Origin of the sequence: Bradyrhizobium sp. ORS 278, assembly GCF_000026145.1 — a bacterium.
GTDB lineage: Bacteria > Pseudomonadota > Alphaproteobacteria > Rhizobiales > Xanthobacteraceae > Bradyrhizobium.
The window spans coordinates 6,868,404-6,888,204 of the sequence record NC_009445.1; the positions used below are offsets into that span (position 1 = coordinate 6,868,404).

The window sequence follows — 19,801 nt, forward strand, 5'->3', positions numbered from 1 at the left end:
GGGACGTCACCTCTCATGTGAAGATGGAATGGCCGCTCTCGTCGAAGCGGTAGATGCGGTTCGGCTCGGGCCGCAGCGTCACGGCATCGCCGGCGCTGAGCCGCTTCTCGCCGACGCAGCGCACCGTGAGCGTTCCCAGCGCGCCGGTGTCGACGTAAAGAAAAGTGTCGCTGCCGAGATGCTCGGCGATCAGCACCTTGCCGCGCCAGCCATCGCCGCCATCATCGACGATGCCGATATGCTCCGGCCGCACGCCGATCGTGGTGGCGCCGCGCCGCGCGGCTTCCTCGCCGACGATGAAGTTCATCTTCGGCGAGCCGATGAAGCCGGCGACGAACAGGTTGGCCGGGCGCTGATACAATTCGATCGGCGAGCCGTACTGCTCGATGCGGCCGGCGTTCAGCACCACGATCTTGTCGGCCATGGTCATGGCCTCGACCTGGTCGTGCGTCACATAGATCGCGGTGGTGCCGAGCTGCTTCTGCAGCCGCGTCACCTCGAGCCGCATCTGCACGCGCAAAGCAGCATCGAGATTGGACAGCGGCTCGTCGAACAGGAACGCCTTGGGCTCGCGCACGATGGCGCGGCCGATCGCGACACGCTGGCGCTGGCCGCCGGACAGCTCGCGCGGCTTGCGGTCGAGATAGGGCGTGAGGTTCAACGTCGCCGCGGCGGCCTCGACCTTCTGGTTGATCTCGGCCTTCGGCAGCCCGGCCATCTTCAGGCCGAAGGCAATGTTGCCGCGCACGCTCATATGTGGATAGAGCGCATAGGACTGGAACACCATCGACAGGCCGCGCTTGGCCGGCGGCACGTCGACGACGTTGTTGCCGTCGATCAGGATCCGTCCGCCCGAGACATCCTCCAGCCCCGCGATCAGCCGCAGCAAGGTGGTCTTGCCGCAGCCGGACGGGCCGACGAACACCACGAAGGCGCCGTCGGGAATGTCGAGATCGGCACCCTTGATGATGTGCACCGGCCCGAACGATTTCTGCACACCTTCCAGCGTGATCCGTCCCATGATCAGCCCTTTCGTTACTTCACTGCGCCGAAGGTCAGCCCGCGCACGAGCTGCTTCTGGCTGAACCAGCCGATGATCAGGATCGGCGCGATCGCGAGCGTGGAGGCCGCCGACAGCCGCGCCCAGAACAGCCCTTCCGGACTCGAATAGGAAGCGATGAAGGTGGTCAGCGGCGCCGCCTCGAGGGTCGACAGGTTCAAGGTCCAGAACGCCTCGTTCCACGCCAGGATCAGATTGAGCAGCAAGGTCGAGGCGAGCCCGGGGATCGCCATCGGCGTCAGCACGTAGATCAGCTCGCGCCCGATCGTGGCGCCGTCCATGCGCGCGGCTTCGAGGATGTCCTTCGGGATCTCCTTGAAGTAGGTGAACAGCATCCAGATCACGATCGGCAGATTGCCGAGGCACAGGATGAAGACCAGCCCGGTCCGCGTGTCGAGCAGGCCCATGTTCTTGTAGATCAGATAGATCGGCACGAGCACGCCGACCGGCGGCATCATCTTGGTCGAGAGCATCCAGAGCAGGATGTCCTTGGTCCGTCTGGTCGGCGAGAACGCCATAGACCACGCCGCGGGAATAGCGATCAGCATCGCTGATCAGGGTCGAGCCGCCGGCGACGATCAACGAGTTCAGCGCGTGATGCAGATAGTCGCTGCGCTCCTGCACGGTGACGTAGTTCTCGGTGGTCCAGTGGAAGAACAGGAACGAGGGCGGCGTCGCGAACGCCTCCAGCTCGGTCTTGAAGCTCGCCAGCACCATCCACAGGATCGGGAAGAAGATCACGAAGCCGGCGAGCCAGGCGCCAAGCGTTGAGATCACGACGTGACGTCCGGTGACCTTGCGCGCCATGTCAGGCCTCCAGATTGCGGCCGACGATGCGGACCAGGAAGAAGGCGACGATGTTGGCGATGACCACCGCGACCAGGCCGCCGGCCGAGGCGGTGCCGACGTCGAACTGGATCAGCGCCTGCGAATAGACCAGGAAGGCGATGTTGGTGGTCTGCAAGCCGGGCCCGCCGCCGGTGGTGACGAAGATCTCGGCGAACACGGTGAGCAGGAAGATCGTCTCGATCAGGATCACCACTGTGATCGGCCGCGCCAGATGCGGCAAGGTCAGGTAGATGAAGCGCGACAGCGCGCTGGCGCCATCCATCTCGGCGGCCTCCTTCTGCTCCTCGTCGAGCGACTGCAGCGCGGTGAGCAGAATGAGCGTTGCGAACGGCAGCCATTGCCAGGCGACGATGAAGATCACCGCGAGCAGCGGCGCATCGGTGAACCAGTCGATCGGGGTGAAGCCCAGCGAGGTCGCGATCCACGCGAACAGGCCGGACACCGGATGCATCAAGAGGTTCTTCCACACCAGCGCGCTCACCGTCGGCATCACGAAGAACGGCGCGATCACCATGAGCCGGATGAAGTTGCGACCGATGACGGGCTGGTCGAGCAATATGGCGAGGGGAATACCGAGCCCGATGGTGAGCAGCAGAACGGAGCCAACGAGGACCAGAGTGTTCTGCAGCGAGGCCAGGAAGGCGGGATCGGTGAGGAAGTACTCGAAATTCTCCAGGCCGACGAAGCTCTCGGAGCCTGGATCGAGCAGGCTGTAATGCAGCGTCGAGAAGTAGATTGTCAGCGCCAGCGGCACGATCATCCACACGAACAGCAGCATGACGGCCGGCGACATCAGCGCCCGGGCGAGCAGTTGAGTTTGTCGGGTGGCCATGGCTCTGTCCGTATTGCTCGGTGAACACCGCCGTCATTGCGAGCGAAGCGAAGCAATCCAGGGGCGTGCGCGGGACTCTGGATTGCTTCGTCGCTTCGCTCCTCGCAATGACGATTGATGGTTTGGCGATAGCATCGTTGAACCCAAACCTTAGCGCTTGAAGCTCCAGAGACGAGCGCGATGCCCGTGACTGCGCCCTCTCCCCTTGCGGAAGAGGGCATGTAAGACAGTTCGGCAAGCTCGGTTGGGTGAGGGGTCTCTCTCAGCGAGCTCCGCTTGCGGAAGCATACCCCTCACCCAACCGCGTATGTGGACTGGCCGGTGATGCCCTCTCCCGCAAGGGGAGAGGGCGCAGTCATAGGCACCGGCTTCGTTGTATGCTCGAGAAGTCCGCAGGGTGGGCAAAGGCGCGGAGCGCTGTGCCCACCATCGTCACCTCCACCGTGGCGCGGTGGGCACGCTGCGCTTTGCCCACCCTACAGGTCCTTCGTTCAAGCCTAGAGAAAATGCGGCCATCCCTTGTGGGGAGGGATGGCCGCCAGTGATCAGCTCGGGAGGAGTTCCGTGACGAGCTGATACTGTAGCGCGCTTACTTGATGTAGCCGGCGCGCTTCATCTCGCGTTCGGTGGCGGACTGCGCCGCGCTCAGCGCCGCATCGACGGTCATCGATCCCGCAAGCGCGGCGGAGAACTGCTGACCGACCGCGGTGCCGATGCCCTGGAATTCCGGAATGGCGGCGTATTGCACGCCGACATAGGGCACCGGCTTCACCGTCGGATGGCTCGGATCAGCCGCGTCGATCGAGGCGAGCGTGATCTTCGCGAACGGCGCGACCTTCAGATAGTCCTCGTTCTTGTACAGCGAGGTGCGGGTGCCCGGCGGCACATTGGCCCAGCCCTCCTTCGAGGCGACGAGCTTGGTGTAGTCCTTGCTGGTCGCCCAGGCGATGAACTTCTCGGCTGCGTCCGTCTTCTTCGAGCCGGCGGGAATCGCGAGATTCCAGGCCCAAAGCCAGTTGGCGTTCTTGCCGAGGCCGGTGTTCGGCGCCAGCGCGAAGCCGACCTTGTCGGCGACCTTGGACTCCTTCGGATTGGTCACGAACGAGGCCGCGACCGTGGCGTCGATCCACATCGCGCATTTGCCTGCGTTGAACAGCGCGAGGTTCTCGTTGAAGCCGTTGGAGCTGGCGCCAGGAGGGCCGGCCTCCTTCATCAGGTCGACATAGGTCGACAGCGTCTTCTTCCATTCCGGCGTGTTGAACTGCGGCTGCCATTTCTCGTCGAACCAGCGCGCGCCGAACGAGTTCGACATCGCGGTCAGGAACGCCATGTTCTCGCCCCAGCCGGCCTTGCCGCGCAGGCAGATGCCGAACGTGCCGGCCTGCTTGTCGGTCAGCTTCTTGGCGGCGTCGATGACGAAGTCCCAGGTCGGGCTCTCCGGCATCTTCAGCCCGGCCTTGTCGAACAGATCGGTGCGGTACATCACCATCGAGCTCTCGCCGTAGAATGGCGCGGCGTAGAGCTTGCCGTCGACGGACACCGCGTCCTTAATCTTCGGCAGGATGTCGTTCGCATCGTAGTCGGCGCCGAGCTTGTCGAGCGGCACCAGCCAGTTCTTCTTGGCCCAGATCGGCACTTCGTAGGTGCCGATGGTGAGGATGTCGAACTGGCCGCCCTTGGTGGCGATGTCGGTGGTGACGCGCTGGCGCAGCACGTTCTCTTCCAGGGTCACCCATTTCACCTGGATGTCGGGATTGGCCTTGGTGAATTCGCCCGTCAGGCCCTGCATCCGGATCATGTCGCCATTGTTGACGGTGGCGATGGTCAGGGTCGTCTCGGCCAATGCGGGCATAGTGGTCAGCAGCGCGGCGGCGCCCATCAGGGCGGCAAGCGTGTGCGTGCGAGTGAAGATGGTCTTCACGGTCTCCTCCCTCCCCGTGTCTTTTGAACATATGCTCACGGGCTGGGCTGATGTTCACAACAACGGTTGGACTTTGTCAAGCAGGTGTCGGCGCCCGCTGGTTGTGCGACGCATAAGGAAATCCCTCAGAGATTGAAGGCGCCACTGAAGATCGCGTGTCTATCTTGATCAGTCGTTCCGGGGCGCGCGTAAACGCGAGCCCGGAACCCATACCCACAAGGAGAGGTTCGGGGCACGCTGGTCGTGGGCATCGCGTCTCGAAACGCTAGCCTGGGGTTATCGATTCCGGGCTCATTCGCTGGCGCGAATGCCCCGGAATGACGAGAGAGAGTGAGGCATCCTCAAGCCAGGATGGCGCGCGCGGTCGCCTCATCGGTGATCAGGCCGTTGATCAGCCGCCCGGTCAGCGCGGCGCGGATGGCCGTGATCTTCGCCGGTCCCAGCGCCGCCGCGATGGTCATCGCGCGCGCCGGCACGTCGGGCGGAATGCTGGTCAGGCGACGGTTGATGCCGGCGTCGATGATCCGCCCCTTGGCGTCATAGGCCCAGCCGGTGATCTCGCCAATGGCGCCCAGCCGCATCATCTCGGTGAGTTCGTCGCGGGTGACGAAGCCGTCGATATGCATCTGCGCCTTCTGGTCCATCTGGCCGATGCCGACCAGCTTGAGGTCGGCCTTGTCGGCGACCGCCTTCACCTTGGCGATCGCGTCGAGCCTGACCATGCGGTCGCGCTCGTCCTCGCTGCCCATCAAAAACGGCAGCGGCATCGGGTAATGCCGGGCGCCGGTGCGGTCGGCCAGCCGGCCCACCGTGTCGAAGAAGCTCGCAGAGCCGTCGGCCAGGATGTTGCCGACCAGCGACACGATCTGATGCTCGGGCCGGTCGATCGGCGACACGCGCTCGACCGCGGCGCGGACCGCACGGCCGGTGCCCAGCGCGATGATAACCGGCGTCTCGGCGCGCAGCGTCGTCTCCAGCAGGTTGGCGGAGCGCTCGGCAATGCCGGCGGCGCCCGTGGGCGCAGCCGGATCGGTCGGCACCACCTCGCAATGCACCAGCGCGAAGCGCTCCTTCAACTGTGCGGCCAGTGCCATGCAGGAGGCGATCGGGTGCTCGAGCCGGAAGGTGATCAGCCGCTCGGCAAGGCACAGCGACACCAGCCGCTGCGCCGAGGCGCGCGAGACCTGCAGCATCCGAGCGATCTCGTCCTGGGTATGGCCGGCGATGAAATACAGCCAGCCGGCGCGGGCGGCGTCGTCGAGCCGTGATTTGTCGCTGTCGCTGCCCGCCATGGCGCCGAGCGGTCTCCTTCGGATGATGCCTGTCCCGCAGGACCTTGTCCGACGCGGATCGGCGGCACTATGACATGGCCGTCCGGGCCGCGGGAACCGAGCTTCGGCAACATCCCCAGCCGATGACGATGATGACAATTCAGCAGATCATATGCCCGGCCGCCGGGCAATAGCTCACCTCTACCGGTTAGGTGGTCTTAAGCCGAACCATGCCAGCCTCCGAGCATGAAGATCGTCACCGGCCTCATCGCGCTCGCGCTTGGTTATGTCGTCGTCGTCCTGGCGGTCGGCATCCCATATTGGCGGCTGTCCTATGCCGAGCTGAACCACGGCCAATTTCCAATCCTTCCGGGAGCGCTGTTGCTCGGCCTCCTGACCTACGTCCTCGTCGTCACCGAAGCAGCCGGGCCGCGGCGCATCGCGCAGGTCATGATCGCCACTGTGCCGAGCATCGTCATCGTCCCGGTCTGGCGGCACACCGCCATCGATCCGACGTCGCACAATCTGTGGCCGTTGGAGCTGGTGTTTGCCATCATCGCAGGCGCGATGGTCGTGCTGCCCGCGCTCGCCATCGGCATCGGCACGCGCTGGCTGCTGGCCCGTGGCGCGGCGGACTGAAAGCGGCGCCGGAACCGCGCCTGTCGCACGGCGGCTGCGCGATCCCGAGGGATGCGGCGGCCCGCCCTACCTCTTAGCTCAGGCGCATGGCTTCCCCCACCCTCATTCGGCCGCGCCGCCCTGCACCCGTATTCATCTGCCGCAAATGCCTCAAGCGCAGCGATGCCGCCAAGGACATCAAGAAGGCGATCAAGCGAGAGACCAGGCACGCGGTCGATCCGAATGGCAAACGCGCCCGCGTCATCATGGCCTCGTGCTTCGGCCTTTGCCCGAAACGAACGGTGGTCGTCACCGCCGGCGCAGGCGCGGCTCGCGGCGACTATGCGCTGATCGCGTCGGCTGATGATGTCGCTCCTGCGCTGGCGCTGCTGCAAGCCGCGCGGAACAAATCGCCATGAGGTCACCCAACGCCGCATGGTGAACAAAACCTTGCACCGCTAGCTTGAAATCGCCCGCCGGCCTTGACGCTTGCTTCGCAGGCTCCGCGCTTAGCTGCCATCCCATGAGCCCCATCGCCTCCAACGCAGTCTCCGGGATGAACGCGGCCGCGCGCCGCCTCGAAGTGTCGGCGTCGAACGTCGCCAATGCCAGGAGCACGGGCGCGCTGCCGGATACGAACGGCAATGTGCCGGCGGGCGCGCCGAAGGCCTATGATCCGCTCGAACTGGTGCAGAGCGACGTCGCGGGCGGCGGCACGCAGACGACGATCGCCAAGGCCGGCAATGGCACCTCGGCGAGCTACGACCCCACGGCGCCGTTCGCCAACAAGGAAGGCCTCGTCGCCGCGCCTCGGGTCGACCTGGCGCAAGAGATGATCAGCCAGCTCGTCGCCAAATACAGCTTCGCCGCCAATGCGCGCGTGCTCAAGGCCAGCGACGAGATGAGTCGGATCGTGATCGACATGAAGGTCTGACCTTCCTCGATCTGCATTGCCCGAGCGGCTCTCCGTCCTCGCCTCTCACGCATCCGTGATATCCTGTTGAAATCCGCGCGACGGCGGGCGGCGTAGCGGCACTGTGAGCACCTCCGCCGACACCACCCATCTGTCCCGCCTGACGGCGCTGCTGCGCGCGGCGCTCGCCGCGCCCGCTGGCGCGGGACGCATTACGACCGCGGTCGCAACGGGCCTCGTCTGTCACGCGCTGTTCGCCCTCGCCGTGCTGGCGATGATCGGCGCGATGTTCTTCGGCATGAGCGAGAGCTTCGGCCGCGTGCCCTGGCCGTGGTCGATTTTCGTCAATGCCGCGCTGCTGCTGCAGTTTCCGCTGGTCCATTCGTTGCTGCTCGGACCCGGCCGCCGCTGGCTGACGCGACTGGGACGGCATGGTGCGACTCTCGCCACCACCCACTACGCGATCATTGCCTCGCTGCAGCTGCTGTCGCTGTTCGCCTTGTGGACGCCGAGCGGGATCATCTGGTGGCGCGCGCAAGGCGCGGCCTTCGTCGGGCTCTGCCTCGTCTATGCAAGCACCTGGCTGCTGCTGATCAAGGCGAGCTGGGACGCCGGCGTGGAGGTGCAGTCCGGCGCGCTCGGCTGGCTGTCGCTGGTCGCCGATCGCGCGCCGCGCTTTCCCGACATGCCGATGAGCGGCCTGTTCGCGTTGATCCGGCAGCCGATCTATCTGTCATTTGCCCTGTCGCTGTGGACGGTCCCGGTCTGGACACCGGACCAGCTTGCCGTGGCCTCGGTGCTGACCGCCTATTGCCTGTTCGCGCCGCGCTGGAAGGAGCGCCGCTTCACGCAGTTCTATGGCGCGCGTTTTGAAACCTATCGCGCCCGCGTGCCTTACATCCTGCCGCGCTGGCCCGCGCGCGGAGAGCCCAAGCCATGATCAACGCCGCCGCCCTCTTGATCACCGCGCTGTTGTTCGGCGGCATGACGCTGTTCTCGTTCGGCTTCGCGCCGTTCCTGTTCAGCGCGCTGCCGGCCGACACGACGCGTACGCTGATCCGCCGCGCCTTCCCGCATTTCTATCTGTTCGTGATTGCGGCGGCGGCCGCCGCGGGCCTGCTGGCGCTGTCCGGAGATGAGCTCGCCGGCGGAGCCCTGGTCGCGGTTGCGCTGACGGCCGTACTGGCACGGCAGATCCTGATGCCCGCCATCAACCGCGCCACGGATGCCGGCGAGAAGCGCCGCTTCGCCCGCCTTCATGGCGCCTCGGTCGTGCTCACCCTGATCCATATCGTGCTGAGCGCCGCCGTGCTGCTGCGCCTCGCGCAGTAGCGCCGTCGGCGGAGAAAGGACGACGATGCTCTACAAGGATGCCGTGAAGCCCGCTTTCGCCGCGACCGCCGAGGGCCCCTCCACCATCGATCCCGCCGAGATCGCGCGGTTCTCGCGTCTGGCCGAGGAATGGTGGAAGCCGGACGGCGCGTTCAAGCTGGTGCACGCCTTCAACGCCGCGCGCGTGCGCTACCTCTGCGATCGCCTGCCCGCGCTGGTCGGCCGCGACGCCGGAGCGAACCTGCCGCTGGCCGGCCTCGACATCATCGACGTCGGCTGCGGCGCCGGCATCGTCACCGAGCCGTTGTCGCGGCTCGGTGCCGAGACCCTGGGCATCGATGCCGCCGAGCGCAACGTGCTGGTCGCCGCCGACCACGCTCGCAGGCAGGGCGCGCTCGTTTCCTACCGCCACGCGCTGCCGGAGGATCTCGCCGCCGAAGGCGAGCAGGCCGACATCGTGCTGACGCTCGAAGTGGTCGAGCACGTCGCCGATCTCGCCCGCTTCGTCGGCCATGTCGCCGACCTCGTGCGTCCCGGCGGCCTGCTCGTGATCGGCACCTTGAACCGCACGCCGATCTCGTTCGTGAAGGCGATCATCGGCGCCGAATACATCCTCGGCTGGCTGCCGCGCGGCACGCATGACTGGCGCCGGTTCGTGAAGCCTTCGGAGCTGCGGACGCTGCTCGCGCCGCGTCGCTTCATTCCGGTGGAGACGGTGGCCGTCGAGTTGAACCCGCTGACGATGCGCTGGCGCATCGGCGGCCGCCCCTCGACCAACTACCTGCAGATCTACCGCCGCATGCCGTGAGGGCGCGCGCTGCTTGCGAAGCCCGGCAGTCGCGTCACGACGGCTCCGGGACATCCTCCCTGGCACCGGCATGCTGCTCGGCCGGCGCCAGGAAGCTGGCGAAGACGTAGCCGTCGAGCAGCCCGTCGCCCTCGAGGTCCACCCGCACCCAGGTCGGATCATGACTGTCGGTCTCGACCACGGTCAGCTCGGTTCCGGCCGGCAGCGTCTTCTCGGACTCGAAGCTCGTGCCCGGCCCGCCGCGCAGCTTGAGGCCGCCGCGCGCGATGACGACGTAGCGCCCTGTCGCCAGGCCATGGCTGGGCTCGACGCTGCGCGACAGCGTCACGTAGTCGAAGATCCGCTCGCCGTAGAACTTCTCGCCGTCGAAAAAGCCCTGCTTCAAGCCCTTGACCGGATTGTAGCCGCCGGTGTTGTAGGCGATCGCCACCTTCGCGAAATCCTCGTCCGTCAGGCTCGTCCGGGCCTCGAAGCCGAGCTTCTTCAGCCCGCGCCGCAACTCGCCGAGACACTGCGCGAGCGTGTCGGGGAAGATCTCGTAACGCCGCTGCAGGAAGTAGTCAGAATCGTCCTTGAAGAACTGCAGGTCGCGCTGGAACACGCCGAAGCCGTGGCAGAACTTCTTCGGATTGGCGGCCGCGTCCTTGTAGCCCGGAATGAACGCCGCCATGTCCACCAGCGCCTGGCGCGCGATGTCGAACATCGCCTCGCCGTTCGGCGCCGCGACCAGGGCCTCCTTGTTGCGCGGAAACGCCTGCCGGCCCTTGCCCGGCCCGCGGAAGTCGATGGTGTCGCCGACGCACAGCGCCAGAACGCGATCGAGCGGGAGGTCCTTCTTGCGCAGCACCGACCAGATATAGCCTGTCTCCTGACAGGCGATCGCGACGATCATGTCCACATCGAACGGCGTGCCCGGCAGGGCCGCCTGGATGGGGTGGCGAAACTGCCGCTTGAACCAACTGATATCGTCAGCTGTAACCACGAGGCACTCCATCGGCAACGAGGGCTTCAAACCAAAGGGACGTTCAAATCAAGACGGCGTCCGGCAACCACGCCGCCGTCGAAGTCAGTTGTCGCCCGGGCGCGGCTCGGGCGCATGCTCGTGAAGGTCGTCGGGCGCGACCGGCGCCAGGAACGCGGCGAAGACGTAGCCGTCGAGCAACCCGTCGCCTTCGACATCGACGCGCACCCATGCCGGATCCACCGCCGACCGCGCGACCACCGTCAGCTCCGTCCCCGCCGGCAGCGTCCTCTCCGAGCCGAAGCTCGTGCCCGGACCACCGCGCAGCTTCAATCCGTCACGCGCGATCACGACGAAGCGGCCCGGCGCGGCGGCCGGCGCAGGCTGCGGAGGCGCGGGCGCGGGTGCTGCCCATCCGGCGGCGGCCGCGTCTCGCAGCCATTGCGGCGCCGTCGCGGAGCGGCCGCCGGCACCCCAGGTGAGTTGCGAATGGTCGCTCGTCGAGACGCCGAAGCCGACATGGATCGTCCGGTTGCCCATATAGCCCACGCCGGCACCGATGCCGGTCGCGCCGGCCGCTGCTGCCGCGGAGACAAAGGTGACGATGGCTTCCGGCGCCGACTGATCGGTGAAGGTCAGCGTGGAGCCGCCGACAACGCATTGCACGTCCGCCGCGCGACCATGGTCGTGGCGCGTCGAGCCGGTGCGCCGCGCGCCGGGTCCGGGCGGATCCTGCCCGCCCGAATTGATCCTGATCATGTCGATGCCCGCTGCCTCGGCCGCGGTTTGCAGGACGCGCGTCAGCTCGTCCGAAATCGGCTGATTCCTAATCGCATCACGCGGAGGCCCGGTCAAAATGGTCATGGGCTGACCTCGCTTCGATCAAACAAACAAGCCGCCCGCAATGGCGGGCCGGCGCAACTATCAAATCATTTCATCAATCGACGGCAGCAGCCTGGATGTACGACAAGCGTCTCACAACCCCTGCAGGATGTCTACACGAATGACGTGCTGCAACGCAGAGGTGCAGACGCGATGCGGAGCGCTCGCCAAGCCTCCGGCGTCGCGCGGTGTTGCGCACCCACAATCGGATACCGACAACGGACCTCGCGCAACTCAACTCACATGACCGCGTCCGCTCGGATGTCGCGACAGCGTGTCGCCCCATCCGCTGGCGCCGCGCGTGGCCGACGTCAGCGCGCGAGCACCGCGAGCACCCAATCGATCAGCGAGGCGCCGCAGATGGGCGCGATCAGGAGCAGCACCATGTTGAGGCCGACGAGCCCGACCAGAACCTTCTCGCCGCGCGCGGACAGCCGGCGCTTCGGACGCTCGGGCTTCGGATCTTCAGGCCAATAGGCGGGCAGGTCGACGAACATGCGGCTCTCCAGGCGGCGCGGCCTCCGCGCATCATCAAGATGAACCGATGATCGCCTGCGCGCAACGGGCAAGCGCCGCCGACGGATCAGGCGCTGGGTGGTTCGCAAGCTGCCGCGCCGAACATCGGACTGGCATCGGCCCGAATGGTGGGTCAACGCCAGCTCGACCTCGGCGCGCGGCGTTCAGCTCCGCTTTTGATCCGCGGAAGCGCCGCGCATGTGAGCTGCAGAGGTGCAGGCGTCTCTTGTGAGCAAGGGAACTACACGTCCGCGAGATCATCGCGCATCAGGCGCCCCTCATTCAGAGAACCGCCGGGAACGGAAACTTAACTCCAAATTAGAAGCGCGCCTGCTATTGCGACGATGAAATCCTGCCAATCCAAATGGAATTGGCCGCGCGAAACAGTTCCAACTTCAACCTGAAGCGGTGCGCATCGTGATCAAGCTCAATCGCATTGGAAACAAGCTCGGCGCCGTCGGGCTGTTCGGCGTTCTGCTGTCGACAGGCATGGTCGCCAACCAGATGAGTTCGGAGACGACCATCACCGCGGCGAACAATCGCGCCTGGGTGCAGCAGGCGGTCGCCGATCGCACCCTGCGCGCCAACATCGCGTTGCGCGGCATGGAGCTGTCGCTGCGCGACGTCTGGCAGTCGAAGACCGCAGCGGACCTCGAGAAGCAGATGGACCGTCTCAACGGCGCCTATGCGAGCATGACAGGCGAGCTCGATGCGGCGGTGGCCAACGTCGTGCGGCCGGAGGACAAGGATCGCCTGCAGAAGATCCGCGCCCTCGGGGCCGACTATCATGCCTCCGCCTCGGAGATCGGCAAGGCCCAGCTCAGGATCATCGACATCACGAAGAAGCGGGCCGAACGGTCGGCGGACTGGACCAAGACCTTCGAAGGCTTTCAGCTGTCGCCGGCGCTGATCCGCGCCGCCAATCGCAGCGACATCGAGCGGGTGCTGAACGAAGCGGATTCCAACTTCAACTCGGTTCAGGCCGCGACCTGGCGCCTGATCGCCACCGGCGACGAGAGCGAGAAGCAGGTCATCGTCAATCGCACCGGCGGCTTGGAAGACACGCTGGACAGCGCCCGCAGCATCATCAGCGACACCACGCTGCTTGCGACGATCGATGGGCTCGCGAAGAACGTCAAGTCCTTTTCCGCCGTCACCGCCGAGGCGATCGCGGTGGAGGCCGCCAAGAAGTCGCTGCTCAACACCAAGGCGTTGCCCGCGGCGGGCGAGATCGTCGGGCTGATGCAGGGCGCGCTCGAGACCGCGGCCCGGGACGCCGAGGCCGCCAAGGCGCTGGCGGCCACCGAGCTGAGCCAGACCAACCGCCTGAGCCTGGTCGTGGCCGTCATCGTGATGCTGTCGCTGGTCGGCTCGGTGCTGTTCTCGTTCCTCGGCATTGCAAGGCCGCTGACGCGGCTGAACGGGGCGCTCAAGAAAATGGCGGCCGGCGAGCTGACCATCGAAATCCCCGGCGCCACGCGCGGCGACGAGGTCGGCGAGGTCGCCAAGACGGTGGTGATCATCGGCGAGAACGCCGAGCGCAGGGCGCGCGACGAGGCCGCGGCGCGGGCGCATGGGGATCAACAGGCCACCGAGCGCCGCAAGGCCGACATGATCGCGCTCGCCGACAGCTTCGAGGCTGCGGTGGGCGAGATCGTCGAGACGGTGCTGACGGCCGCCAACGAGCTGGAGGCCTCGGCCTCGTCGCTGACGGCGACCGCGGAGCGCTCGCAGCAACTGACGATCACGGTCGCCGGCGCGTCCGACGAAGCCTCCGCCAACGTGCAGTCGGTGGCGTCCGCGACCGAGGAGCTGTCGACCTCGATCGGCGAGATCAGCCGCCGCGTCCAGGAATCGGCGCGCGTCGCGAGCGACGCCGTCGACCAGGCGCGCGCCACCACCGGCCGTGTCGGCGAGCTGTCGAAGGCCGCGGCGCGCATCGGCGACGTCGTCGAGCTGATCAACACCATCGCCGGACAGACCAACCTGCTGGCGCTCAATGCCACGATCGAGGCGGCGCGCGCCGGCGACGCCGGCCGCGGCTTCGCTGTCGTGGCGTCGGAGGTCAAGGCGCTGGCCGAGCAGACCGCCAAGGCCACCGGCGAGATCGGCCATCAGATCAACGGCATCCAGATGGCGACCAAGGAATCGGTCGGCGCGATCACCGAGATCAGCAGCACCATCGAGCGACTGTCCGAGATCTCCTCCACCATCGCCACCGCCGTCGAGCAGCAGGGCAGCGCGACGCAGGAGATCGCCCGCAATGTCCAGAAGGCCGCGCACGGCACCCTGCAGGTGTCGTCCAACATCACCGACGTCCAAGGCGGCGCCCGCTCGACCGGCGCCGCGTCCTCCCAGGTCCTCGCCGCCGCCCGCTCGCTGTCGCACAATTCGAGCCGGCTGAAGTCGGAGGTCGGCAAATTCCTGGGCTCCGTGCGGGCGGCGTGAGCCGCGGATTGCGGGCGAACGCAGCGGCGCCTCCGCAGCATTGCTCGGAAGTGAACGCGCTGCGATGGCCCCGGGCTCAGGCGGTCTCGTCGCGCAACTCTGCCAGAACCTGCGGCTCGACCATCAGCCCTTGCCGCTCATAGCGGCCGCGCGTCCGGCTGAAGCGCACGACCACGGCATGGCGCGCGCTGCGCGCCTTGACCTAAGATCGTATCGAGACCGTGTACTGGTATTCGACGCGCCTGCCACATTGCCGCATCTTGCGGAAGGCGCTCAGACATTCATCCCAGTTGCCACGTCGCGAGAGGTGGAGCGGGAGCTCGCGCCCTACCTCAAGCAGATGCATTCGATCGTCATCTATCCCCGGAATGCCGCGAACTCAGAGCCAAAGATCCTGCTTGGGCAGATTTCACATGCCGCATTTGGCTCGGCTCTCGCGGAGATGGGCAAAGACCGCGACGAAATTAATCGCCTGGAGGCCGAATCTGGTCGTTCGCTCACAGTCCTGAGACGAAGGCTCGCATCAGGCGCTTTGCGGACGCCTCTTTGGGCCGACACAAAAACGACGGCATCCAGTCTGGTGCCATTCCTCTTCGCCGGCGCATGGCACAGCGCGAACGACGCTGACAGGCTGGCTCTGTCTTTGCTAGCAGAAGAAATACCATACCCACACCTTGAGAGGCAGGTTCAGCAATTAGCGCTAATTAATGATCCGCCCGTGTGGTCGATAGGACCTTATCGCGGAGTTGTCTCCAAAATTGATCTACTTTACGCAATCGCCGACGTGGTCACCGCCGAAGACCTTAGGCGCTTTTTCAATATAGCGGAGATAGTGCTAGGAGAAGATGATCCGACGCTCGACCTGGATGACGAAAAAAGATGGGCAGCCGGCCTCTATGGTAAAACACGCGAATTTTCTAGCCCATTCCGCGAAGGCATATCGGAAACCCTCGTCTTGCTATCAATCGAGGGGCCACACCTTTTCAGAGCGCGGCTGGGCGTAGATCCAGAAGGCGAGGCAGCACTCCTCGTTCGTCGGCTGCTTGAAAATCCTCTCACCACGCGCAAGCTTGAGGCAAATGATCGCGACTTGCCTACTTACGCCGAAGCCGCGCCGCGCGAATTTCTATCGATCATCGAACGCGACTTAGCATCGGACAATCCCGCCGTTCTTGGTTTGCTGCGCCCAGTCTCGACTAGCTTTTTCGGACGAAGCCCGAGCCGCACCGGCCTCTTGTGGGCACTTGAAGGCCTGTCTTGGAATCCGGAAACGCTACCACGCGCGGCAATCATTCTGGCGCAACTCGCTAGGATCGAAATCGATGACAATTGGGTTAATAAGCCGACCAATTCTCTGCAATCCATTTTCCGGGCATGGATGCCCCAAACTGCAGCGGATCATAACCAGCGCGTCAGCTTGATGAAAACTCTCGCCAGAACTTATCCCGATGTTGCCTGGCGCCTCTGCGTCTCACAGTTTGATGTTTATGGTGAAACGGGCCACTACAGCCACAAGCCGCGCTGGCGTTCCGACGGATATGGATTTGGTGAACCTTTCGCGACGTGGGAGCCAATACATTCGTTCGTCCGAGAGATGATCGAGATGGCTCTCAACTGGCCACACCATACTCTCGAAACGCTTAGCGATCTTGTATCTCGGCTGCGGGTCCTTGCGCCTGAGCACCAGACGCGGGTTTGGTCCCTGATCGAAACGTGGGCAAAGACTGGAGCGAGTGACGCGGAAAAAGCGGCGATGCGCGAGAAGATTCGCGTCTCAACGCTGTCTCGACGCGCAGCTCGGCAGTCAAAGAAGGATGCCGCGGCGCGCGCCTTGGTTAAAGCCGCTAAGTCTGCGTATGAAGCCCTTGAGCCAAGCGACCTCCTAAATAAGCACGCTTGGCTCTTTCGTGAGCAGTGGCTGGAGGAGTCGGCTGATGAGATTGAAGACATCGAATATACCGACTACAGCAAGCGCTCTGAACGGATTCAAGAAGTCCGTGCCGCTGCGCTAAAGGAAGTGCTTTGTGCACAAGGTGTCGGTGGGCTGATCACACTCGCCAAGCGCGGAAACGCCGCCTGGACACTTGGTGCAGTTGCAGCGATGAACAACGTTCTGGATGAATCACAATTGATCGAACTGATCAATGTTGCTTTGCGTCCGGTTCTGGCTGATGAAACTGACGTTCATACCTCCAGAAACTTAATCGGCGGCACGTTTCGCGGGATCGCCGATGATGCAAAGCGCACTCACGTAATTCAGGCTGTGTGTTCCGCATTGTCCGACGAGCAAGCAGCAAGACTTTTAGTGTTGTGCCCTTATTCAGCGGCGACCTGGGCGATCGTCGATACCCTAGGACCAGATGGCCAGGCAAAATATTGGAGCGATGTGGTTCCCGATTGGAGCCCACATTCGGACGATGAAAATAGTCAGAGCGTTGAGCGTCTTCTGAAAGCGGGCCGACCGCGCGCGGCATTCTCGTGTATTCGCCTGAAGCCAACCGGACTGGACCCGCAGATCCTGCACCGCCTCCTGCAGGATATGGCAACCGGTGGCAATGACAAATCGGGCGAGTATATGCTGGAGCATTATAATGTTGAGGAAGCTTTCAAATACCTGAACACTAGTTCAGCACTCTCCCTTGACGAAAAAGCTGGTCTTGAGTTTGCGTATATTGATGTTCTCGCGCGGCCTTGGGATAGCCGGGGCGACAGCTACGGCATCCCCAATTTGGAGAGATATGTAGAGGCCCACCCGGAGCTTTTTGCCCAGGCAATTGCGTGGGCATACAAGCGGAAAGATGGTGCGGCGGACCCGGATGAGATTCGGGTTCCAGAAGAGCGCGTAAAGGACATGGCCGAGCGTGGGTACAAATTGCTGGAGGCACTCCAGCGTATTCCAGACCACGATGAGATCGGAAAGTCAGACGCCAATACCTTGGCAAGATGGGTGTCGTCAGTTCGCCAATCTGCGAAAGGCATTAGTCGCATTGATGTGGCGGACATGTGCATCGGACGCTTGCTAGCACATTCGCCCGTTGGTTCCGACGGTATCTGGCCTAGTGAATCCGTCCGCACAGTTATGGAAGAGGTTCACTCTGAACAGCTGATGCGAGGCGCACATACTGGCGTTTACAATTCGCGCGGCGCGGTCTGGCGCGGTGCTGGCGGCGACCAGGAACGAGAGCTGGCAACAAAGTACCGCACTTGGGCCGACTCCCTTCAGTCCACTCATCCGTATGTTGCATCGGCTCTGCTGATGCAATTGGTGCGAACCTATGAAGCTGAGGCAAACCGAGAGGACACGGAGGAAAGCCTCAGGGGTAGGTTGCGATGAGTCATGTCCGCCACAGAACAGCCCACGCTTGTCCTGAGAGGCTGTGAATCTTTCGATTTTGGTGATTCTCGACGTGAGTCAAATCAACGACTTAGCCCGTCCGAAAACCGCAAAAATCCAATTCTTTCTCATCCTCTGAGGAGAGTAACAGTGAGTCCGCACTCCTCTTGCTTGTTTCCGTAAATCCGATTGTTCGCCCCCCCGGAAGACGCTGAGATTGGCCGGAACAGCGCTTATTCTGAATACCAGAAAATGTGTTGACGCCGCCCCCAAATCAGTGGTTTTATCCCGCGCATCCCGCCCGCACTGAGAGGGGCGTATCGCGATCGTCACGGGACGTTGCGGCGGGGAGTGGTGGCCGTGGGGCGACGCAGCATCTCGATTTGCGGGTGCGGACGAACGTCGTCATGCGGACGGTCAAGCCGTGTGGTCCCGACACCCCGACGCTGGTGTCTTGGTCGGCGACGATGCCGATGACGGGGGCAAGCAAGCCCGGTCCCCTGGGAGAGCGCGGAGCAGCCGTTCAAACCATCGCGCAGGGAAGGCCGGGTTGTTTCCGGCTGAGCCTGTGGTTCCTGCCCCGTGCATTTCTTTCGCACGGGGGCCATGGGTGCCAGTCGGCACTCGGCCTTCCCTGCGCCCTCTCTTCTGACGAGGACGCCATCTGCAGCAGAGCTCGGGCCGATCAGGCAGCGAGATTGCGAGCGCGTGGGCGTGAGCGACCGCTGCGGCGAGTGGCAGGCTGTTTGACAGGGTTGATCGGAGATCAGGGAGCGGGGCTCAAGCGAGACTTGGGGGGCTCAAACGCCCGGCTTCGCCAAGGGGCTTCGCCGGGCACGCTTCGCCCTGCGGGCTACGGCCTGGCTGCGCCACGCGTAGCCCGCAGGGCGAAGCGTGGTGCCCAGGGGCGGAATCGAACCACCGACACTGCGATTTTCAGTCGCATGCTCTACCAACTGAGCTACCTGGGCATGTCTCTTACGGGCCCAAAAAGCCCGACGAGCCGGCGGGTTATAGTCAGACGGGACGGCGCTGTCTACCGCCGAGACGCGAAGTTTTCACATTCCTTTTGCAGATGCGCAGCGGCCCTTGCGACGGCCGCCACCACCGGCGCAACACCATGAAAACGCTGCTCTATTCGACGTCGTCCTCGTCGCCTTCGGTGGCCGGGATGACATAAGAGCCGCTGAGCCAGCGATTGAGGTCGACGTCGCGGCAGCGCGGCGAGCAGAACGGGCGCGAGGCTTCGGCAGCCGGCCGGTTGCAGATCGGGCAGCGTCGGATGGGTTTGGCGGGCGCGGTGGTGGAGCGGGTTGATTCGTCGGACATGGCCGCTATTTAGGCGCCCAGAACGTCCAGCGCATCCCTTCAGCCGACTCAGACGCCGACGGTGTTCAGCCAGCCGAAGCGGATCGGAAAGCCCTCGCCGGCGAGCAGCGTCGTGGTCTCGTACAGCGGCAGGCCGACGACGTTGGTGTAGGAGCCGACCATCTTGACCACGAACGAGCCGGCGATGCCCTGCACGGCGTAGCCGCCGGCCTTGCCGCGCCATTCGCCAGAGCCGATATAGGCCTGGATGTCGTCCTCGCTGAGCCGCTTGAAGCGGACGCGGGTCTCGACCAGGCGCTGGCGGAACGCCTCCTTCGGCGTCACCAAGGTGATCGCGGTGTAGACGCGGTGGTTGCGGCCCGACAGCAGGCGCAAACACTGTGAGGCCTCGTCGACCAGATTGGCCTTGGGCAGGATGCGGCGGCCGACCGCGACCACCGTGTCGGCGGAGATGATGAAGGAGCCGCGAAGCTCGTCGTCGAGCTGGACGGACTTTAGCGCCGCATCGGCCTTGGCGCGGGCGAGGCGGTTGGCGCAGGCGCGCGGCAGCTCGCCGCGCTTCGGCGTCTCGTCGACATCGGCCGGGCGCAGCGCGTCGGGCTCGATGCCGGCCTGGTTGAGCAGCGCCAGACGCCTCGGCGAGCCGGATGCAAGAACGATTTTGGGACGGCCGAGCATGCTGATTTCGCTGAGGGATTCGGAAGCCGAGGGGCGGGCGCGCGGAACC

At 64.6% G+C, this 19,801-nt stretch carries 17 protein-coding genes, 1 tRNA gene and 1 pseudogene; 8 read left to right on the plus strand and 11 right to left on the minus strand.

Features of this window, described 5'->3' with window-relative positions; translation table 11 throughout:
- Window positions 1-13: 13 nt before the first annotated feature.
- The 5 genes and pseudogenes from BRADO_RS30710 to BRADO_RS30730 form a co-directional block, all read right to left on the minus strand.
- Window positions 14-1,021: an ABC transporter ATP-binding protein gene (locus BRADO_RS30710; protein ID WP_012030091.1), complete on the minus strand. Its 1,008-nt coding sequence runs from the start codon at window positions 1,019-1,021 to the stop codon at window positions 14-16.
- Window positions 1,022-1,035: 14 nt separating this feature from the next.
- Window positions 1,036-1,867: pseudogene (locus BRADO_RS30715) on the minus strand (carbohydrate ABC transporter permease).
- Between the two features lies 1 nt (window position 1,868).
- Window positions 1,869-2,741 (minus strand): carbohydrate ABC transporter permease, encoded by an 873-nt coding sequence (locus BRADO_RS30720; RefSeq protein WP_012030093.1) that lies wholly within the window; start codon window positions 2,739-2,741, stop codon window positions 1,869-1,871.
- 589 nt (window positions 2,742-3,330) lie between these two features.
- A complete protein-coding gene (locus BRADO_RS30725; RefSeq protein ID WP_050781114.1) occupies window positions 3,331-4,620 on the minus strand; it encodes a sugar ABC transporter substrate-binding protein in 1,290 nt (429 codons plus the stop codon).
- Window positions 4,621-5,003: 383 nt separating this feature from the next.
- Window positions 5,004-5,954 carry a sugar-binding transcriptional regulator gene (locus tag BRADO_RS30730; protein WP_012030095.1) on the minus strand — a complete coding sequence of 317 codons (951 nt, stop codon included), beginning with the start codon at window positions 5,952-5,954 and terminating at the stop codon, window positions 5,004-5,006.
- Between the two features lie 225 nt (window positions 5,955-6,179).
- On the opposite strand from BRADO_RS30730, the gene BRADO_RS30735 reads away from it, so the two are divergent.
- The 6 genes from BRADO_RS30735 (at window position 6,180) to ubiG (ending at window position 9,604) form a co-directional block, all read left to right on the plus strand.
- A complete protein-coding gene (locus BRADO_RS30735; protein WP_012030096.1) occupies window positions 6,180-6,572 on the plus strand; it encodes a hypothetical protein in 393 nt (130 codons plus the stop codon).
- Window positions 6,573-6,658: 86 nt separating this feature from the next.
- Complete coding sequence (locus tag BRADO_RS30740) at window positions 6,659-6,970, plus strand: hypothetical protein (protein ID WP_012030097.1); 312 nt, start codon at window positions 6,659-6,661, stop codon at window positions 6,968-6,970.
- A 104-nt stretch (window positions 6,971-7,074) separates the two neighbouring features.
- Window positions 7,075-7,485 (plus strand): flagellar basal body rod protein FlgC, encoded by a 411-nt coding sequence (locus BRADO_RS30745; protein WP_012030098.1) that lies wholly within the window; start codon window positions 7,075-7,077, stop codon window positions 7,483-7,485.
- 103 nt (window positions 7,486-7,588) lie between these two features.
- The gene (locus BRADO_RS30750) at window positions 7,589-8,404 is read left to right on the plus strand and encodes an isoprenylcysteine carboxylmethyltransferase family protein (protein ID WP_012030099.1); all 816 of its coding nucleotides are present in this window, start codon (window positions 7,589-7,591) and stop codon (window positions 8,402-8,404) included.
- Window positions 8,401-8,796, plus strand: a complete 396-nt coding sequence (locus BRADO_RS30755) for a DUF4149 domain-containing protein (protein ID WP_012030100.1) — start codon at window positions 8,401-8,403, stop codon at window positions 8,794-8,796. Before BRADO_RS30750 ends, BRADO_RS30755 begins: the two co-directional genes overlap by 4 nt.
- 25 nt (window positions 8,797-8,821) lie before the next feature.
- Complete coding sequence (gene ubiG / locus BRADO_RS30760; protein WP_012030101.1) at window positions 8,822-9,604, plus strand: bifunctional 2-polyprenyl-6-hydroxyphenol methylase/3-demethylubiquinol 3-O-methyltransferase UbiG; 783 nt, start codon at window positions 8,822-8,824, stop codon at window positions 9,602-9,604.
- A 34-nt stretch (window positions 9,605-9,638) separates the two neighbouring features.
- Here ubiG and BRADO_RS30765 read toward each other — a convergent pair whose 3' ends face one another.
- The 3 genes from BRADO_RS30765 to BRADO_RS30775 form a co-directional block, all read right to left on the minus strand.
- Window positions 9,639-10,586 carry an SH3 domain-containing protein gene (locus BRADO_RS30765; RefSeq protein WP_012030102.1) on the minus strand — a complete coding sequence of 316 codons (948 nt, stop codon included), beginning with the start codon at window positions 10,584-10,586 and terminating at the stop codon, window positions 9,639-9,641.
- Window positions 10,587-10,670: 84 nt separating this feature from the next.
- The gene (locus BRADO_RS30770; RefSeq protein ID WP_012030103.1) at window positions 10,671-11,429 is read right to left on the minus strand and encodes an SH3 domain-containing protein; all 759 of its coding nucleotides are present in this window, start codon (window positions 11,427-11,429) and stop codon (window positions 10,671-10,673) included.
- Between the two features lie 329 nt (window positions 11,430-11,758).
- A complete protein-coding gene (locus tag BRADO_RS30775) occupies window positions 11,759-11,944 on the minus strand; it encodes a hypothetical protein (RefSeq protein ID WP_012030104.1) in 186 nt (61 codons plus the stop codon).
- Window positions 11,945-12,383: 439 nt separating this feature from the next.
- Here BRADO_RS30775 and BRADO_RS30780 point away from each other — a divergent pair, with 439 nt between their 5' ends.
- Both BRADO_RS30780 and BRADO_RS30785 read left to right on the plus strand, forming a co-directional pair.
- Window positions 12,384-14,411, plus strand: coding sequence for a methyl-accepting chemotaxis protein (locus tag BRADO_RS30780; protein WP_041757868.1), 2,028 nt, complete (start codon window positions 12,384-12,386; stop codon window positions 14,409-14,411).
- A gap of 64 nt (window positions 14,412-14,475) precedes the next feature.
- Window positions 14,476-17,745, plus strand: a complete 3,270-nt coding sequence (locus BRADO_RS30785) for an addiction module antitoxin (RefSeq protein ID WP_157872637.1) — start codon at window positions 14,476-14,478, stop codon at window positions 17,743-17,745.
- 895 nt (window positions 17,746-18,640) lie between these two features.
- Here the strand turns inward: BRADO_RS30785 and BRADO_RS30790 are convergent.
- From BRADO_RS30790 to BRADO_RS30800, 3 genes are all read right to left on the minus strand, one after another.
- Window positions 18,641-18,716 (minus strand) — tRNA-Phe (locus BRADO_RS30790).
- 163 nt (window positions 18,717-18,879) lie between these two features.
- Complete coding sequence (gene yacG, locus BRADO_RS30795; protein ID WP_012030107.1) at window positions 18,880-19,074, minus strand: DNA gyrase inhibitor YacG; 195 nt, start codon at window positions 19,072-19,074, stop codon at window positions 18,880-18,882.
- A gap of 48 nt (window positions 19,075-19,122) precedes the next feature.
- Window positions 19,123-19,752 carry a Maf-like protein gene (locus BRADO_RS30800; RefSeq protein ID WP_008962300.1) on the minus strand — a complete coding sequence of 210 codons (630 nt, stop codon included), beginning with the start codon at window positions 19,750-19,752 and terminating at the stop codon, window positions 19,123-19,125.
- Window positions 19,753-19,801: the final 49 nt, after the last annotated feature.